Raw genomic sequence first — 16,137 nt, 5'->3', positions numbered from 1 at the left:
TAAAAGAGATAGGATGTTAGAAATGAAACTGAAAGAATTGCTGGATGTTATACCTTTTTACCAAAAAACGCAATCAGTAGAAGAAATTGAGATTACTAACATTGAAATGGACTCCAGAAAAGTGGAAGAAGGTAATCTTTTTGTTTGTATTTCTGGTTTCACCGTAGACGGACATGATTATGTGAAGGAAGCGGTGAAAAATGGCGCAATTACCATTATCGCTGAAAAGGAAGTTAAGACGACTGTACCTGTAATTGTGGTTCCTGATACTTCACGTGTTTTATCCATGCTTGCGGTTAAATTCTATGGAAACCCAACAGGGAAATTACCTTTAATTGGGGTTACTGGTACAAACGGAAAAACAACTGTGTCATATGTCTTAGAGAAAATATTCAACGAGTTTCAGAAAAAAACAGGCATAATAGGCACCATTCAAACTAAAATTGGTGATAGTAGTTATCCGGTTAATAATACAACGCCAGACGCGTTACATTTACAAAAAACTTTCCATGAAATGCAAAAACAGAACGTAGAGCAGGTAATTATGGAGGTATCTTCGCATGCCCTTGATCAGGGAAGAGTATATGGTTGCGATTTTGATATAGCCATTTTTACTAACTTATCACAAGATCATTTGGACTATCATAAGAATATAGATGATTACCTTCGTGCAAAAAGTCTTTTGTTTTCGCAACTAGGAAATTCATATCTTAAACAACCACAGAAATATGCTGTAATCAACGAAGACGATGCTTCTAGCACACTTCTTAAAAAGAGTACAGCCCAACATGTAATTACTTATGGCTGTAAAAATGAATCCCAAGTTATGGCAAAGAATATTAAACTGAACACGTTTGGTACGTCATTTGAGTTACAGACACCAGTTGGGTCTATTTCAATTCAAAGTAACCTGATTGGTATGTTTAATGTATATAATATGCTTGCTGCAAGTGCTGCTGCAATAACTTCACTTATTCCATTAGATACGATTAAAATTGCCTTGGAATCTATTTCCGGTGTAAATGGCAGATTTGAACCTGTAAACGAAGGGCAAAACTATTCAGTGGTTGTTGATTATGCACATACGCCGGATTCATTGGAAAATGTATTACAAACTGCAAAGGAATTTGCAAACCAAAAAGTGTTTGTGGTTGTAGGTTGTGGAGGAGACAGAGATAGGACAAAGCGACCTTTAATGGCGAAAATAGCTGTGAAATATGCTGATCTTGCAATCTTCACCTCTGATAACCCGCGTACGGAAGATCCGAAAGCAATTTTGCAGGATATGACAACAGGCCTAGAGGAAGAAAATTATAAGGTTATTGAGCAAAGAAAAGAAGCAATTCAATTCGCTGTTAAGTGTGCGGAAGAGGATGATATTATTTTGATAGCAGGTAAAGGTCATGAAACATATCAGCAAATTGGCAAGGTTAAGTATGACTTTGATGACAGGGAAGTTGCTCGTAAAGCAATCCAGGATAAGGAGAATGTTTGATGTTATTTACTATAGATTGGTTGGCAGGATTTTTGCCCAGCTTCAAAGGACAGCTTGATGAGGAAATTATAATAAATGAAGTTGTGACAGACAGTCGAATTAAAGTAAATAAATCATTGTTTATTCCATTGATTGGCGAGAACTTCGATGGGCATGAATACGTTCATCAAGCAGTTGAAAATGGGGCTGTTGCTATTCTGTGGACAAAGGAAAAGAAACTCCCACAATCGTTACCTAGCGATTTGCTGATATTTTTTGTGGATGATACGTTATTAGCTCTTCAACAAATTTCTTCAGAATACAGAAAAGAAGTAAACCCAGTGGTTATAGGAATTACAGGGTCTAATGGAAAGACAACTACAAAAGACTTGGTAGCTTCCGTTATGGAAACTACCTATAAAACACATGCGACAAAAGGGAATTTAAATAATCACATTGGTGTTCCATTGACTATTCTTTCCATGAAGAGAGATACTGAAGTGCTTATCCTTGAAATGGGGATGAGTGATTTTGGGGAAATAGACAGATTGTCTAAAATTGCAGTTCCCGATTATGTTGTGATTACAAATATTGGAGAATCACATATTGAGTATTTAGGTTCACGTAAAGGTATTTCTGAAGCAAAAATGGAAATTTTAAATGGGTTAAAAAAAGAAGGTTTAGCTATAATCGATGGAGACGAAGCTCTTTTAAAACAACTACATAGTAAGAAAAATGTACGCACCTGCGGCTATGATTCCCATAACACCAATGTAATTGAAAAATGTGTAGTTGGTCATAGCCAAACCAATTTCCAATTATCTGATGGCAATTCTTACTCGATACCTTTATTAGGAAAACATCATGCCAAGAATGCTTCTTTTGCTATACTGTTGGCAAAGGAAATGAAGATTCCTACTGCAAATATAAAGGACGGATTAAATTCATTAGAGCAAACTTCCATGCGCTTCCAATTAGTACAGGGGATAAACGGTGTTTCTGTGATAAATGATACCTATAATGCCTCTCCTACATCTATGATAGCTTCAATTGAAGTTATGAAACAAATGGAAGGCTATCAAGAAAGAATATTAGTATTGGGAGATGTTTTAGAATTAGGTGCTTATTCAGAGGAACTACACCGTTCTATAGCGCATGAGATCATACATCCTATTACTGTGGTATATACTTTTGGGGAAGAAGCAAAATTCATCTCTGATGAAATAAGTCGTATGTCTTCCGCAATTAAGGTAGAGCATTTTACTTCTAAGGAAGAATTGGTAGGGGATTTAAGCTCTTACTTAAATCCTGGAACGATAATTTTGGTTAAGGCGTCTAGAGGTTTGAAGTTTGAAACAATTGTAAACCAATTAACAAAAAAATAAAATGTGGACGGTTATTGTACAAGGAGGAGAAACAGTGAATTTTTCAATATTACTACTGACGATTGCAATTGCATTTTTAATTACCGTCCTTTTATCTCCAATATTTATTCCATTTTTAAGAAGGTTAAAGTTTGGGCAAAGCATTAGAGAAGAAGGACCACAATCACACATGAAAAAAACAGGTACACCAACAATGGGAGGAATAATGATCATCTTCAGTGTTATTATTACCTCCTTAGTCATGGTATGGAAAGCCTCCGCTAGCGGGATTGACTATCAGTTGGGCTTATTACTTTTTGTGCTTTTCGGGTATGGCCTTTTGGGTTTCCTTGATGATTTTATTAAAGTAGCATTAAAACGTAATTTAGGTCTTACTTCCAAGCAGAAGATGATAGGGCAAATAATTATTGCGCTTATATTCTATTTTATTTTAGAGAGTAAAGGCTTTGAAACCAGTATACAAATCCCTGGAACCGATCTTCAATGGGAATTGGGTTGGGCATATGCGTTATTAATTATATTTATGCTTGTAGGCTCTTCCAATGCAGTAAATCTTACTGACGGTCTAGATGGTCTGCTTGCGGGTACTGCTGCCATAGCTTTTGGTGCCTTTGGGATTCTTGCCTGGTACCAAATGCCGGGAAGTGGAGTAACCATTTTCTCATTAGCTGTAGTTGGCGCATTGCTTGGATTTTTAGTGTTTAATGCTCATCCAGCCAAGGTATTTATGGGGGACACTGGCTCTCTGGCTTTAGGTGGAGCAATTGCCGCAATTGCCATTATGACGAAGCTGGAAATCCTACTGGTAATCATTGGTGGGGTATTTGTTATTGAGACCCTTTCAGTAATTATTCAAGTCATCTCATTTAAAACTACAGGCAAAAGGGTGTTTAAGATGAGTCCCCTCCATCATCACTATGAATTGTTGGGATGGTCAGAATGGCGAGTAGTTACTACCTTTTGGCTTATCGGACTAATATTCGCAGGCTTAGGCATTTATATTGAGGTGGGGATATAATGAAAACTTTAGAAGCATTTCCTTACTCAAATATTCTTGTACTGGGATTGGCCAAAAGTGGAACGGCTGCTGCCAAAGTATTATTGAAAAATAATAAGTATGTCCGAATTAATGATGGAAAGGCAATACAAAGTAATGATCAAATAGAAGAATTAAAAGAGATGGGTGCCGAAGTAATTATTGGTTCCCATCCGTTCTCTGTATTGGATGACATACAAATTGTTGTGAAGAATCCTGGGATACCATATGATAATCCAATCGTGGCTGAAGCTGAAAAAAGAAATATTCCTGTTATTACTGAAATAGAAATAGCAGGATTGCTAACAAAAGGGCCTATAATTGGAATAACTGGTTCGAATGGAAAAACTACTACAACCACTTTAATAACGGAAATGCTCAAGTGTAGTCAAAAACCGGTAAAGGTTGCTGGTAATATTGGCAAAGTAGCAACTGATATAGCGCAAACAACCGACGAAGATGAAACTATGGTGATTGAGCTTTCTTCCTTTCAATTACAAGGTATAAAGAACTTCAAACCGAATATTGCAGTATTATTAAATATTTATGAAGCTCACCTTGATTACCATAAAACATTTGAGAACTATAAAGCAGCAAAGTTTAACATATTTAAATCACAAACTAAGAATGATTATCTGGTTTATAATGCGGATGATCCCACTATTATTGAAGCAATTCATAATGCCGATTCTATAAAAATTCCCTTCTCCAGGAAGAAGCAACTAAATGAAGGTGTCTGGATAGATGAACAGTATGTGTACTTTAAGAATGAGCGAGTAATGAGTAGAAAGGATATTGTTTTGGTTGGTGAGCATAACTTGGAAAATATCCTGGCTGCAATTGCTGCAGCTAAATTAAATGGGGCGACAAATAGTGGAATATATCAAGTACTTACTACTTTTCAAGGAGTAAAACATCGTTTACAATTTGTAGATACGATAAATAATAGAACATTCTATAATGATTCAAAAGCTACCAATATTTTAGCCACTCAAAAAGCGCTCGGTGCTTTTAAAAACTCTATTATTTTACTAGCAGGTGGGTTAGATCGAGGCAATGAGTTTCATGATCTTTTACCATTCCTAAAAAAAGTGAAGGGTATGGTTGTGTTTGGGCAAACGGCTGACAAATTGGCTGGAATTGCTAAAGAGGCTCAAATACCAATTGTAGTAAAAACGGAAAACGTACAAATGGCTGTAAAAGAAGCTTATGAAATTTCCGCGCCTGCAGATACTATTTTATTATCTCCTGCGTGTGCAAGTTGGGATCAGTACAAAACCTTTGAAGAAAGAGGAGACATGTTTATACAAGCCGTGCATACATTAAGATAGGGGGCTTGTTTTAAACAGACGAAAATAAACTATCATATAAATAAAACAACACCCCTGCAATTTCAAATTTGAGGGGTGTTTTTCTTTGCAAAAAACAGTTAAAACTTACCATAAACCTGATTATATTCTGTTGGGTGTGATTATAAGCTTGCTTATTATTGGTATTGTTATGGTTTATAGCTCTTCTTATATTTGGTCTGAGTATAAGTTTGGAGATTCATTTTATTATTTAAAAAGACAGCTCTTATTTGCTACTGCGGGAATATTCTCTATGTTTTTTGTAATGTTTATTCCATATTCAACATGGATGAGATATGCGAAAGTAATACTTCTTTCTTGCTTCATCTTGTTATTCCTTGTGTTAATACCTGGTGTCGGCATGGTAAGAGGTGGTGCCCAAAGTTGGATTGGAGTAGGCGCATTTAGTGTACAACCATCAGAATTTATGAAATTGGGTTTAATTATTTTTCTAGCAACTTTTTTATCCAAAAACCAAAAAAAGATTACTTCCTTCAAAGAAGGATTTTTTCCTTCCATTATCCTCATATTTACCGCCTTTGGCTTAATCATGCTGCAACCTGATTTGGGTACAGGTATGGTACTTGTATTAACGTCTATGATTATGGTTTTTGTTACTGGGGCACGCCTATCTCACTTCTTTGGACTGGCAACATTGGGTTTGATAGGTTTCGTTGGCTTAATAATATCAGCACCATATCGGATTAGTAGAATTACTGCTTTTTTAAATCCATGGGAAGATCCCCTTGGAGACGGATTTCAAATCATTCAATCTTTATACGCAATAGGTCCTGGGGGGTTGTTAGGATTAGGATTAGGTGAGAGCTTGCAAAAATATTTTTATTTACCTGAACCACAAACGGATTTTATCTTTGCCATTCTTGGCGAAGAACTTGGTTTTATTGGGGGAAGCGTTGTTATTTGTCTATTTACCTTAATGTTATGGAGGGGAATTAAAATTTCGTTGGAAGCTCCTGATTTGTTCGCCAGATTGTTAGGATTAGGTGTTGTGTCTATGTTATCCATTCAAGCGATGATTAATATAAGTGTGGTAATTGGTCTCATACCGGTAACAGGGATCACCTTACCTTTTTTAAGTTATGGTGGATCCTCTTTAACATTAACATTATGTTCAGTAGGAATCCTTCTAAATATAAGCAGATATACCAGGATTTAGGAAGTGAATTATTTATGGTGAGGTAGCTCTCTTATGTTTACGTATCCTAATGCCTAAAAATAAAGAGACTGGAAAATATTTTTAGTTACTAATTAAAGAAAAACTGGTAATGTATCAACGTACACTACGTATTTCATTGAAATATGTGATATAATTCATGTAACTGATCAGAAATAGGTGTAGAACTTGCTCTGATTGTTAATTTTATACAAAGGAAGAAATGGAGATGAGCAAAAAAAACATTGTTTCAATTGAAGATCGAATACCAAAATTGAAACAAGCCCGTAAGAAAAAAGCAAATCGACGATTAATATTTTACCTTTCTGTTTTTTTCTTTTTAATATCTATAATTGTTTATTTACAGTCTCCTCTAAGCAATGTTAAAACTATTGAGGTAAAAGGAAATACTTTTTTAACGAATGAAGAGATTATTGCAGAAAGTGGCTTAAACAGAACTACGAATATTTGGTCTGTCGATAAGGAGGAAATAAAGCAAAAACTCCTTTCAAATCCAATTATTAATTCTGTTGCCATCAGTAGGGATCTGCCTAGCTCCATTGAAATTGTAGTAAAAGAACATGAACTTGTTGGTTATCTGAGACAGGAAAACAACTATTTACCCATTCTTGGTAATGGATCTATTTTAAAATCTATGAAAAGAAACACATTTGCAGGAAATGCGCCGTTGCTTGTCGATTTTGAAGAAAAAACTTATTTACAAAAAATGACGAGTGAACTACAAGAACTACCAAACAGCTTATTAAAATTGATATCTGAAATTCACTGGGTACCTGTAAAAGAAAATAAAGATAAGATCCTGCTTTATATGAATGATGGTTTTTTAGTTGACGGAACAATTAGAGGTTTTGCGTCTAAAATGGAAGTGTACCCTAGCATTGTTTCACAGCTTGATAAGGACAGTAAGGGTATTATTCATATAGGGGTAGGTGCTTATTTCGAGGCTTTTAATAAAGAAAAAAATGAAGAAGATGAAGCAGAATAATAAAATTTAGAAGGAATACATAGATAAGAGTCAGAGAATCAAGAAATGCAACGAAGAATATAGTATGTAATTTCTAGATTTATACGATTTTAGTGTTGAAATATCGTTATAAATTAAAGGAATCTGCTATTCTATCTAGAATAACCTATATATATTTTATTTTTCTGCGAGTTTCCTATAAAATATAAAAATATGAGTAGAAATTTATATTAAAATAACATCTGAAAAACCCAGATGCTTATGAACCAGGGGGGTGCCTTTTTTTGAATAATAGTGAAGTACTAGTGAGTTTAGATATCGGAACTACAAAGATAAAAGTAATTATTGGTGAAGTATTAAATGACTCATTAAATATTATCGGTGTGGGGACAGCAAAATCCAATGGAATGAAAAAAGGTGCAATTGTGGATATTGACCAAACCGTGCAATCGATTAAAAACGCAGTAGAACAGGCTGAACGCATGGTAGGTATGCACATTGAACGCGTAGTAGTAGGGATAAATGGTAACCATATCCAACTTCAGAATTGCCATGGAGTAGTTGCTGTACAAAGTGAAAATCGTGAAATAACTAATGAAGATATCGCCAGAGTTATTGATGGAGCTCAGGTTATTTCAATACCGCCTGAGCGGGAGATTATTGATGTAATACCTAAACAATTCATTGTAGATGGGCTAGATGAAATTACTGATCCAAGAGGAATGATCGGTGTACGGTTAGAGATGGAAGGTACAATTATTACCTGCTCTAAAACCGTACTTCATAACATTTTGAAATGTGTTGAGCGAGCAGGACTAGATGTAGCAGACATTTGCTTACAGCCCTTAGCTTCCGGTTCAGTAGCTCTTTCAAAGGATGAAAAGGAATTGGGAGTTGCCTTGATCGATGTAGGGGGAGGGTGTACTACCGTTTCTGTGTTCGAAAACGATCACCTACAATCAACTAGTGTAACCAGTCTTGGTGGCGACAACATTACCAAGGACTTATCAATTGGACTTAGGACATCAACAGAAGAGGCAGAAGATGTTAAAATGAATCATGGACATGCTTTCTATGATGAAGCTCAAGAAGATGAGACATTTGAAGTTTCTATTATCGGTAGTAACACGAAGCAGACGTATAATCAACTTCAAATGGCTGATATGATAGAAGCCAGACTTGAAGAAATTTATGCGTATGCAGAAAAAGAGATAAGAAAAATGGGCTATTATGAATTGCCTGGCGGATATGTACTCACAGGTGGAACAATGGCCATGTCAGGTGTATTAGAACTAGCCCAAGATTTATACCGTTCAAATGTGCGCATTGCAATACCCGATTACATTGGAGTGCGAGAACCACAATTCACTGCAGGAGTTGGAATCTTGCAATTTGCTTATCGTAATGCGAAAATACAAGGGAAAGAGTTATTCCCGGCTGTTGCTGTAGCACCGCAAGAGCAACATACAAAACGAGTGAAAAAACCTCAAAAAACAAATGATTCAACGGAAACGAAAAAGAAAGACTCGAAAGTAGCTAATTTGTTTAAGTATTTCTTTGACTAAATAAATGTTTATACTTATAGAGTTAGATGAGGGAGAAATCCTCTTATAAATTAGTTTCTGAAACGCTTGTAATTTGCATATTTAGGAGGAACGTGACATGTTAGAGTTTGATACAAATATGGAGGAATTAGCAACGATTAAAGTTATCGGCGTAGGTGGCGGCGGTAATAATGCAGTTAACCGCATGATTGAACATGGTGTGGAAGGCGTAGAATTTATTGCAGTAAATACAGATGCCCAAGCATTAAATCTTTCCAGAGCAGAGTTGAAAATACAAATCGGTGGAAAACTGACCCGCGGACTCGGCGCTGGGGCCAACCCTGAAGTTGGAAAAAAAGCCGCAGAAGAAAGCAAGGAGCAATTGGAGGAAGTTCTTCAAGGAGCTGACATGATTTTTGTTACTGCAGGAATGGGTGGCGGCACTGGGACAGGGGCTGCTCCTGTTATCGCACAAATTGCAAAGGAGCTTGGTGCTCTAACTGTAGGTGTTGTGACAAGACCATTCTCATTTGAGGGAAGACGACGTTCAACACAGGCTATTTCTGGAATAGAAGCTCTTAAAAATAGTGTTGATACGTTAATTGTTATTCCGAATGATAGATTGCTTGAAATTGTAGATAAGAATACACCAATGCTGGAGGCATTCCGTGAAGCTGATAATGTTCTCCGTCAAGGTGTTCAAGGGATTTCCGACTTAATTGCAAAACCAGGTCTGATTAATGTGGACTTTGCGGATGTGAAAACAATTATGTTCGATAAAGGGTCTGCATTAATGGGAATTGGTGTCGCAACCGGTGAAACCAGAGCGACTGAAGCTGCTAAAAAGGCAATTTCATCTCCGTTGTTGGAGACGTCTATAGATGGTGCGCATGGTATTTTGATGAATATTACCGGAGGAACCAATCTTAGCTTATACGAAGTTCAAGAAGCAGCTGATCTTGTTACTTCTGCAGCGGATAATGAAGTAAATGTTATATTTGGATCAGTTATTAATGAAAATTTAAAAGACGAAATAGTAGTTACGGTCATTGCCACTGGTTTTGATGAGAATGCTAAGAAAGTAGAACAACAGCCTAAGCAGCATCGACCAGTAATTAACCATAACCAACATGCGGCTACAAGAGCTAATGACGAGGTTCAACGAGAGTCAGTACAACCTCGACCGAAGCAAGAAGAAGATACGCTGGACATTCCAACGTTCTTACGCAATCGTAACCGTCGTCGTTAAATTATAACAAATAATAACTATTTCCTATTCTTAGACTGTCGAGACTATCTCGCCAGTCTTTTTTGTTTCTGCTTCCAATGTATATTAGGATTATTCAATAATTCGGAAAATATATATACTGCGACGTAACTTGATTGTTTGTAAATGACCACGGCCGATTAATTTTCTCTCCGGTGGATTGCTTCGCTCTACTGCTGATTAATTTTCTCTCCGGTGGATTGCTTCGCTCTACTGCTGATTAATTTTCTCTCCGGTGGATTGCTTCGCTCTACTGCTGATTAATTTTCTCTCCGGCGGATTGCTTCGCTCTACTGCCGATTAGTTTTCTCTCCGGCGGATTGCTTCGTTCTGCAGCTGATTAACTCATTCTCCGGTGGATTATCTCGCTTTACTGCTGATAGTCCCCGCTCTACTTCGCATTTCCCTCCTACTATGAAAGACACTAAAAGTTTTTACCGGCCATCTGCAATAGGACCTTGCATCTGTAAAGTATCTTAAGGTGTTTTTAAACATTCTATGATAGTTTCTCACAACTATTTTTCAGTTTCTTCCAGTCATCATAATATATTTATTCTAAACCTGGAACCTAAAAATAGATCGAAGTTCAAAGACCGACAAACTTAACAATAACCTGTGGAAATTAGCCCCAATGTCCATTCAAAAAGCGACAGACTTTGCTCGCTATCTCCGATATACTTTCATTATAAACAACCTCCCACCAATTTTTTATGTGTTTTTATAGGAAAGGAAGAACTGTGTGACTATTTATCTTGATGCTGTCTGGACATTAAACTTCTTTCTGGACATGATGTTATTAATGTTAACTCAATTATTAGCCCGGCACAGCACAAGAAAAATCAGAATCTTTTTCGGAGCTTTTGTTGCTTCACTACTTGTTCCTATCTCTCTCTATTTTCCAGATTCTTTTATCATTAGTGTGCCAGGTAAATTAATTTATTCTTTCTTAATAATTATTTGTACTTTTGGAATAGGGAGTCTTAATAGGTTGGCAAAGTTAGTTTCATTATTCTACTTCATAACATTTACAATTGGAGGTGGTCTATTAGGTATTCATTTTTTATTTAAAAATCCAATAGGAGTTTCTGCAAATGGAATTCTTACATTTAATAGTGGATATGGAGATCCTATTAGCTGGTTGTTTGTGGTAATTGGGTTCCCAGTTATATGGTTATTTACAAAAAGGCGTATGGACAAGCATGTAATTGAAAAAATCAGATATGATCAATTATGCCCTGTAACGATACAAATTAGAGAAAAAGCATTTTCTACAAGTGGATATATTGATAGCGGAAACCAACTGGTTGATCCTTTAACGAAAAAACCTGTCATTATTTGTGATGAACCATTTTTGAAACAATGGTTTACTGAACAAGAATGGAATTTATTAAAAGAAGTACACGAAAATTTTAATCTAGATAAGTTGCCTGCAGCTTGGACGAATGTGATCCAGTTTGTTCCATATCAAGGAGTTGAAGGTAAGAGTAATTTTCTACTCGCATTAAAACCGGATAAGCTTACAGTACATTATGAAGATCAGCATATTATTACTTCAAATATCTTAGTTGGTATCCAATTTGCTGAACTGGTAAAAGACCAAAGTTATCATTGCCTGCTGCAGCCACAAATTATTAAACTGGCAACAATTAGTACTGCTTAAGGAGAGATGTATATTGAAAACTATAAAACTACGTTTACGGTTGTGGTGGTACAAATTATTAATTAAGCTAGGAATTAAATCTGAAGAAATTTATTATATAGGTGGTAGTGAAGCTTTACCTCCACCTCTTTCCAAGCAAGAAGAACAGGAATTACTAATATTGTTACCAAAAGGGGATAAATCAGCAAGAGCAATTTTAATTGAGAGAAATCTTCGGTTAGTCGTATATATTGCTCGGAAATTTGAAAACACAGGAATTAATATTGAAGACTTAATTAGTATTGGGACAATAGGGTTAATTAAGGCAGTTAATACATTCAACCCTGAGAAGAAAATTAAACTAGCAACATATGCATCAAGATGTATCGAGAACGAAATACTAATGTATCTGCGCCGCAATAATAAACTTAAATCAGAAATATCTTTTGACGAACCATTGAATATCGATTGGGATGGAAACGAACTATTGTTATCAGATGTTTTAGGGACAGAAGAAGATATTATTACTAAAAATCTAGAAAACAATGTCGACAAAAGTTTATTAAAAGACGCCTTATCCCAACTAAAAGCTCGCGAAAAGCAAATAATGGAGTTGCGTTTTGGTTTGGTTGGTGAAGAAGCAAAAACGCAAAAAGATGTTGCGGATATGCTTGGAATTTCTCAATCCTATATTTCACGTTTAGAGAAGAAAATAATAAGACGACTGAAAAAAGAATTTAATAAAATGGTCTAGCCTTTATCCTGTGTAGTTTAAGGCAGCTTAGTCACCTGTATTCATAATTTGTCATTGCATAAAAACCCTCCCATGAGGAGATACTGTCCATGAACAGCATCAGCATCTGGGAGGGTTGACTATATGACAAGACATAAGGTTGAAATATGTGGTGTTGATACATCAAAGTTACCTGTACTTAAAAATGAAGAAATGAAAATATTATTCAAAAAACTGCAAGAAGGGGATGGAGATTTATCAGCCCGCGAAGAACTGGTGAATGGAAATTTACGATTGGTTTTAAGTGTAATTCAGCGGTTTAACAATCGAGGCGAATATGTTGACGATTTATTTCAAGTTGGCTGTATCGGTCTGATGAAGTCAATTGATAACTTTGACTTATCACATAATGTAAGGTTTTCCACATATGCTGTTCCAATGATTATTGGTGAGATAAGAAGATATTTAAGGGATAACAATCCTATACGTGTATCACGTTCATTGCGAGATATCGCTTATAAGGCACTTCAAGTAAGAGAAAAACTAATAAATAAAACATCAAAGGAACCAACACCAATGGAAATAGCAGAAGAAATGGGGATTCCTCATGCAGATATTGTCTTTGCATTGGATGCTATACAGGATCCCGTATCTTTATTTGAACCAATTTACAATGACGGTGGTGATCCGATATTTGTAATGGATCAAATCAGCGATGATAAAGATAAAGATTCTAAATGGTTAGATAACCTTTCTTTGAAGGAAGGAATGCAGCGGTTGAATGATCGGGAAAAACTAATTGTAAATAAACGTTTCTTTCAAGGGAAAACACAAATGGAGGTTGCGGAAGAAATAGGAATATCACAGGCTCAGGTTTCCAGGTTAGAAAAAGGTGCTATTAAACAAATGAATAAGCAAATGTTTGAATAATAAAGAAGAAACAGGTGTGAAAACCTGTTTCTTTTTTTATGAAAATATGCATATATTCTAGTAAGGTGGTGAATGTAATGATTAAATTATCGGATTTACAGATTAAAGAAATTATTTCAGTAGATGATGGAAGAAGAATGGGCCACTTAATGGATTTAGAAATTGATGTTAATACAGGAAAGATCGTAGCAATTGTTTTGGAGCTTAAAGATAAAAAAGGAGGTTTCTTCGGTAAGCCAGATGAATTAATTATTCACTGGCAACAAATTGTTCGTATCGGTTCTGATGTTATCTTAGTTAAAGATACCCTTCAACCACAATTATACGGTGATACCTATGTAAGTAATTAATATGCTGTTATGTGGTACAATTAAAAATGGGGAGGTGTATGTATGAATGAACCATTTGTCTTAGATAATGAGCTCTTTCTCAAGTTAGAAAAATGGGAACAACATACTTCGAGACTGTGCGCTGGCTTTACTACTAAAAATGGAGGGGTAAGTTCACCTCCTTATTCTACACTTAATTGTGGGCTGCATGTAAAAGATGAGCCCAGCTCCGTTTTAGAAAACAGAAAATTGTTGGCAGATGAATTATCGGTTCCTATCCAAACTTGGGTGGCTGGGGAACAAGTTCACGGAGCTAAAGTAGCAATGGTTAGTAAAAAAGATAGAGGCAAAGGTGCTGAAACAATGGAAACATCATTAAATGATGTGGATGGCTTAATTACAAATGATAGAGAGGTACTTTGTACTGCTTTTTTTGCGGATTGTGTACCATTATTTTTTTTCGACCCGAAAAAAGAATTAGTAGGAATAGCGCATGCTGGATGGAAGGGTACAGTAAAAGGGATAGCTGGAAGCATGGTAGAGGGATTTCGAGAGCTTGGAAGTAATCCAGCAGATCTTCTTATTGCAATTGGCCCCTCCATTTCTCAAACAAATTTTGAAGTTGATATAAAAGTTGTTGAAAATATTGACCATAAGTATCAATCAAAAGTAACTAAACACTTAAATAATGGTAAATTTTTAGTTGATCTAAAAAAGTTAAATTTAGAAATCCTTTTACAATATGGTGTACCTCGTAATAATATAGAGGTAACGAAGTATTGTACATTCGAAGATAAGAATTTGTTTTTTTCTCATCGCCGAGATGGTGGGAAAACAGGAAGAATGTTAGGTTTTATTGGTTTGTTTTAATGTAGGTATTATAGTGGGGAGGAGAAATGGTAATAATGGATGTAACCGAAAATTTGAACAACATACAACAAGAGATTAGACAAGCTTGTGAAAACAGTAATCGCCTTTCCGAAGAAATAACACTAATTGCCGTTACGAAATATGTTACAATAGAACGAACGGAAGAAGCTATTCAAGCAGGAATATCGAATCTTGGAGAAAATCGTCTCGAGGGATTTATTGAAAAATACAGCCACTTAAAGAATAAAGCAAAGTGGCATTTTATTGGAACGCTTCAATCTAGAAAAGTAAAAGATATTATAACCCAAGTAGATATGATTCACTCTTTAGATCGTTTATCTTTAGCAAAGGAGATAAATAAACGGGCTTTAAATAAAGTGGATTGTTTTGTCCAAGTAAATGTTAGTGGCGAAGAATCGAAACATGGAATTATGCCTGACGAGGTACACTCATTTATTAATGAACTATCCAAGTACCCTAATGTACATGTTGTGGGTCTTATGACTATGGCGCCACATATTGAGAATGAACAGGAGCTTAGAAAAGTTTTCAGGAAGCTAGCAAGCTTACGTGATGAAATTAGTACAAAGCAATACAGTCACGCACCTTGCAATTACTTGTCCATGGGAATGAGTAATGATTTTCAAATAGCTATTGAAGAAGGTGCCACTCACATTCGTATTGGTACCAAACTTGTTGGCGGGGTGGAAAAATGAGTATTAAGAATAAACTAAAAAATTATTTTACAATGGATGATGAGTATGAATATGATTATATTGAAGAAGCTGATGATCCAACACAGGAACAGTCTGACAAACAAAGTAAAAAAAACGTGGTTAGTCTCACAAGCATGCAGCAGGCAACGTCAAAAGTCGTCCTCTGCGAACCACGCAACTACAATGAGGCTCAGGAAATTGCCGATAATATTGTTAATCGGCGGGCAGTCGTGATAAATCTGCAACGGGTCGACCGTAATCAGGCTAAGCGAATTGTTGATTTCCTAAGTGGGACAGTGTACGCTGTAAAAGGAGATATTCAAAAACTTGGTGCTGAGACGTTTTTATGTACACCTGATAATGTCGACGTAACCGGGTCAATTTCTGAAGCTTTTCCGGAAGAAGAATTTGAAAAGGGATGGTAAGTAGTTTATGTTTGAATTATATCGAATATTAAATATCGGATTAACCATTTATAGTTACGCTATAATTGTGTATATTTTTATGTCATGGTTTCCAGGAGCAAGAGAATCCTCATTTGGTAGTCTCCTAACAAGAATTTGTGAGCCTTACTTGGAGCAGTTTAGAAAATTCATCCCTCCTTTAGGAATGATTGATCTGTCACCTATTGTAGCCATATTTGTTCTGTACTTAGCAAGAATTGGATTATTTGAATTTTTTCGTATGTTTTTATTTTAAGGTGACC

16 protein-coding genes are annotated in these 16,137 nt (G+C 35.9%); all 16 read left to right on the top strand.

All coding sequences use genetic code 11. The annotated features are described in order from the left end of the window. Window positions 1-22: 22 nt before the first annotated feature. The 16 genes from BME96_RS11320 (at window position 23) to BME96_RS11245 (ending at window position 16,130) form a co-directional block, all read left to right on the top strand. On the top strand, window positions 23-1,495 hold the full coding sequence (locus BME96_RS11320; protein WP_019378523.1) for a UDP-N-acetylmuramoyl-L-alanyl-D-glutamate--2,6-diaminopimelate ligase: 1,473 nt from the start codon (window positions 23-25) through the stop codon (window positions 1,493-1,495). Next, window positions 1,495-2,859, top strand: coding sequence for a UDP-N-acetylmuramoyl-tripeptide--D-alanyl-D-alanine ligase (locus BME96_RS11315; protein WP_071649091.1), 1,365 nt, complete (start codon window positions 1,495-1,497; stop codon window positions 2,857-2,859). The genes BME96_RS11320 and BME96_RS11315 overlap by 1 nt, the downstream gene beginning before the upstream one ends. A 34-nt stretch (window positions 2,860-2,893) precedes the next feature. Further along, a complete protein-coding gene (mraY, locus tag BME96_RS11310; protein WP_121614923.1) occupies window positions 2,894-3,877 on the top strand; it encodes a phospho-N-acetylmuramoyl-pentapeptide-transferase in 984 nt (327 codons plus the stop codon). Then, on the top strand, window positions 3,877-5,226 hold the full coding sequence (gene murD / locus BME96_RS11305) for a UDP-N-acetylmuramoyl-L-alanine--D-glutamate ligase (RefSeq protein WP_060680406.1): 1,350 nt from the start codon (window positions 3,877-3,879) through the stop codon (window positions 5,224-5,226). Before mraY ends, murD begins: the two co-directional genes overlap by 1 nt. Window positions 5,227-5,311: 85 nt before the next feature. Beyond that, the gene (gene spoVE, locus BME96_RS11300) at window positions 5,312-6,421 is read left to right on the top strand and encodes a stage V sporulation protein E (protein WP_060680408.1); all 1,110 of its coding nucleotides are present in this window, start codon (window positions 5,312-5,314) and stop codon (window positions 6,419-6,421) included. A 226-nt stretch (window positions 6,422-6,647) separates the two neighbouring features. Beyond that, window positions 6,648-7,424 carry a cell division protein FtsQ/DivIB gene (locus BME96_RS11295; RefSeq protein WP_071649090.1) on the top strand — a complete coding sequence of 259 codons (777 nt, stop codon included), beginning with the start codon at window positions 6,648-6,650 and terminating at the stop codon, window positions 7,422-7,424. A 263-nt stretch (window positions 7,425-7,687) separates the two neighbouring features. Then, window positions 7,688-8,968: a cell division protein FtsA gene (gene ftsA / locus BME96_RS11290; RefSeq protein WP_060680412.1), complete on the top strand. Its 1,281-nt coding sequence runs from the start codon at window positions 7,688-7,690 to the stop codon at window positions 8,966-8,968. A gap of 97 nt (window positions 8,969-9,065) precedes the next feature. Continuing rightward, window positions 9,066-10,196 (top strand): cell division protein FtsZ, encoded by a 1,131-nt coding sequence (gene ftsZ, locus BME96_RS11285; protein WP_019378516.1) that lies wholly within the window; start codon window positions 9,066-9,068, stop codon window positions 10,194-10,196. A gap of 757 nt (window positions 10,197-10,953) precedes the next feature. Further along, on the top strand, window positions 10,954-11,874 hold the full coding sequence (gene spoIIGA, locus BME96_RS11280) for a sigma-E processing peptidase SpoIIGA (RefSeq protein ID WP_019378515.1): 921 nt from the start codon (window positions 10,954-10,956) through the stop codon (window positions 11,872-11,874). A 13-nt stretch (window positions 11,875-11,887) separates the two neighbouring features. Continuing rightward, window positions 11,888-12,607 carry an RNA polymerase sporulation sigma factor SigE gene (sigE, locus tag BME96_RS11275; RefSeq protein ID WP_019378514.1) on the top strand — a complete coding sequence of 240 codons (720 nt, stop codon included), beginning with the start codon at window positions 11,888-11,890 and terminating at the stop codon, window positions 12,605-12,607. Between the two features lie 123 nt (window positions 12,608-12,730). After that, a complete protein-coding gene (sigG, locus tag BME96_RS11270) occupies window positions 12,731-13,516 on the top strand; it encodes an RNA polymerase sporulation sigma factor SigG (RefSeq protein WP_019378513.1) in 786 nt (261 codons plus the stop codon). A 77-nt stretch (window positions 13,517-13,593) separates the two neighbouring features. Continuing rightward, complete coding sequence (locus tag BME96_RS11265; RefSeq protein ID WP_019378512.1) at window positions 13,594-13,866, top strand: YlmC/YmxH family sporulation protein; 273 nt, start codon at window positions 13,594-13,596, stop codon at window positions 13,864-13,866. Window positions 13,867-13,908: 42 nt separating this feature from the next. Next, entirely contained in the window at window positions 13,909-14,715 is an 807-nt protein-coding gene (pgeF, locus tag BME96_RS11260) for a peptidoglycan editing factor PgeF (RefSeq protein ID WP_071649089.1), read from the top strand. Between the two features lie 35 nt (window positions 14,716-14,750). Further along, window positions 14,751-15,431, top strand: coding sequence for a YggS family pyridoxal phosphate-dependent enzyme (locus BME96_RS11255; protein ID WP_172675285.1), 681 nt, complete (start codon window positions 14,751-14,753; stop codon window positions 15,429-15,431). Then, window positions 15,428-15,856 (top strand): cell division protein SepF, encoded by a 429-nt coding sequence (locus tag BME96_RS11250; RefSeq protein ID WP_060680415.1) that lies wholly within the window; start codon window positions 15,428-15,430, stop codon window positions 15,854-15,856. Before BME96_RS11255 ends, BME96_RS11250 begins: the two co-directional genes overlap by 4 nt. A gap of 7 nt (window positions 15,857-15,863) precedes the next feature. Next, complete coding sequence (locus BME96_RS11245; RefSeq protein ID WP_019378508.1) at window positions 15,864-16,130, top strand: YggT family protein; 267 nt, start codon at window positions 15,864-15,866, stop codon at window positions 16,128-16,130. Window positions 16,131-16,137: the final 7 nt, after the last annotated feature.

Origin of the sequence: Virgibacillus halodenitrificans, assembly GCF_001878675.1 — a bacterium.
In the GTDB taxonomy this organism is placed as follows: Bacteria; Bacillota; Bacilli; order Bacillales; family Amphibacillaceae; genus Virgibacillus_Q; species Virgibacillus_Q halodenitrificans.
The sequence above is the reverse complement of the archived record's forward strand: the minus strand, read 5'-3'. Positions and strand labels throughout refer to the sequence as shown.